Annotated in this window: 3 protein-coding genes and 1 pseudogene; 2 read left to right on the top strand and 2 right to left on the bottom strand. The window is 39.4% G+C overall.

Annotated elements, in window-relative coordinates; translation table 11 throughout:
- Window positions 1-489 (top strand): THUMP domain-containing class I SAM-dependent RNA methyltransferase (locus tag WB217_RS14010; protein WP_423993838.1); only part of this gene is annotated, 489 nt, incomplete at its 5' end.
- 400 nt (window positions 490-889) lie between these two features.
- On the top strand, window positions 890-1,057 hold the full coding sequence (locus tag WB217_RS14005) for a hypothetical protein (protein WP_423993836.1): 168 nt from the start codon (window positions 890-892) through the stop codon (window positions 1,055-1,057).
- Window positions 1,058-1,105: 48 nt separating this feature from the next.
- Here WB217_RS14005 and WB217_RS14000 read toward each other — a convergent pair whose 3' ends face one another.
- Both WB217_RS14000 and WB217_RS13995 read right to left on the bottom strand, forming a co-directional pair.
- A complete protein-coding gene (locus WB217_RS14000; protein WP_423993834.1) occupies window positions 1,106-1,408 on the bottom strand; it encodes a metal-sulfur cluster assembly factor in 303 nt (100 codons plus the stop codon).
- A gap of 13 nt (window positions 1,409-1,421) precedes the next feature.
- Window positions 1,422-1,819: pseudogene (locus WB217_RS13995) on the bottom strand (hypothetical protein); the annotation flags it as partial.

Below are 1,819 nucleotides of genomic sequence, written 5' to 3'. Positions count from 1 at the left end.
TTTAACCGTGAGTTTGTTTCCGAAGGGTGGGGATTGATAGCTGATTCTATCTGGGATGAAGTCAGGACAGAGGCAGAGGATCTTGCAAAGTATGATCAGCCTCTTGATATAAGTGGAATGGACATCGACCACAGAATGGTCAAGATTGCAGAGGAGAATGCCTTCGAGGCAGGGCTAGGCGATCTTATTTCCTTCAAGCAAATGCGAGTTCAGGATTTCACGACAAGAAAGGAATATGGAGTTATTGTGGGCAATCCTCCATATGGCGAGCGTCTTGGTGAGAAAAAAGCAGTGGAGGAAATGTACAAGGAAATGGGCAGAACATTTGAACCTCTTGATACCTGGTCCATCTACATGCTTTCATCAAATGAAGACTTTGAACAAGTATACGGAAAACCAGCAACAAAGAAGCGAAAGCTTTTCAATGGATTTATCAGGACAGACTATTACCAGTATTGGGGCAAGCGTCCGCCACGGGGTGATAAGTAAAACTGTTCTTTTCCATGCTATATCATGTTAAATAAGAAAAGCCGCTTCCATCAGGATGCGGCTTTTATAGGTTTTGTAACTAACAAATGGAAGGTTTTAGCACCTGCCTCCCCTAGAATAATTTGTTTATGAAAAAGCCGGCAGTTGCGCCTTTTCTTAATTCTTCCTCGGAAAGCGAATGCCTAGAGCGGAAACCAATATTAAGGTTAACAGAGCCATCCATGCTAATAAAAATTCGCACCATGTTGAATGAAATGATGCATTTTTACCTATAAAGATTTCTCATTTTTTTATTGTGCATATTTTCAGGGTAGCCTACTTTTTAAGCTTGTTCTTCTGGAATAATTTTATTAATTGGCGAATAAAATACATTTATCTTTGAAAGATTGGAGGGATGGCAATGAATTATTCTTTTATTGATTTCCATAGAATTTCAAAAGCACTGTCTTCATGCTCTGAAGCTTTGAAAAATGAATTTCAGCAAAATGAAGCTCAGTTTGCCGACTTGCAGGAAGCAGAAAATAACTTTCGCCAGGCATTGTCATTTGGCCTTTCAAACCCTAGATAAATACAAAGAAACGCTTGATTTCAAGCGTTTCTTTTTTTGTCTTTTTTATTATCCCTGCAGCATTCGTTTACCATCTTCAGTCATCATATCCGGGGTCCAGGCAGGCTCCCATGTTAATTGAACGTCTGCGTGATCAATTTCTTCCATGCCCATTACACAGTATTTGATTCCGCTCACAATGCTGTCATGGAGAGGGCAGCCAGGTGTTGTAAGTGTCATCAATACTCTTGCGGTTCTTGGCTCAGGTATATCTATATCATAAATCAGGCCTAAATCGACTACATTGATATTCAATTCTGGATCATAAACTGTTTTTAAATTTTCTCTAATTTTATTTTTTAGAACCGTCATATGAAATTCCTCCTCATTTTCTTACCACTTTGGCAATTGTCAGGCTGAATAAAGTCGCAGCGATTAAAAGCAGTCCCTGGCCAAAATAAAATAAATACATCCATTTTGCTGCAAAGGAGAAGACAAGGAAGCATACCCCGGCAGTGAACATGATGAAAAGCGGCAGGGCCATTTTTTCATCCATCATCTCCTTTAAGGAAGGGACTTTTTGTTTTCCAATCTCCTTGCTGTATTTGTGTGTCCACCATAAAAAGGGGACAATTTTATACAGGTATCCGATAATGCTGAAAGCAATCCAGGCAATTAAATATAAGAAGATTAAGGGTCCAGCTAATTTAGCAAGCAAACCCGCTGCACTGCTTAGGAATGTTAATAAATGAATTGCTGTGCCACATCCAATTGCCAATAGAG

Source organism: Mesobacillus sp., from assembly GCF_049588175.1.
GTDB lineage: Bacteria > Bacillota > Bacilli > Bacillales > Cytobacillaceae > Mesobacillus.
This window is presented reverse-complemented; position numbering and strand designations above follow the sequence as displayed.

Bases quoted from the DNA above. Each gene is read 5' to 3' on its own strand.
- WB217_RS14005 (WP_423993836.1), top strand. From the start codon at position 890: ATGAATTATTCTTTTATTGATTTCCATAGAATTTCAAAAGCACTGTCT.
- WB217_RS14000 (WP_423993834.1), bottom strand. From the start codon at position 1,408: ATGACGGTTCTAAAAAATAAAATTAGAGAAAATTTAAAAACAGTTTAT.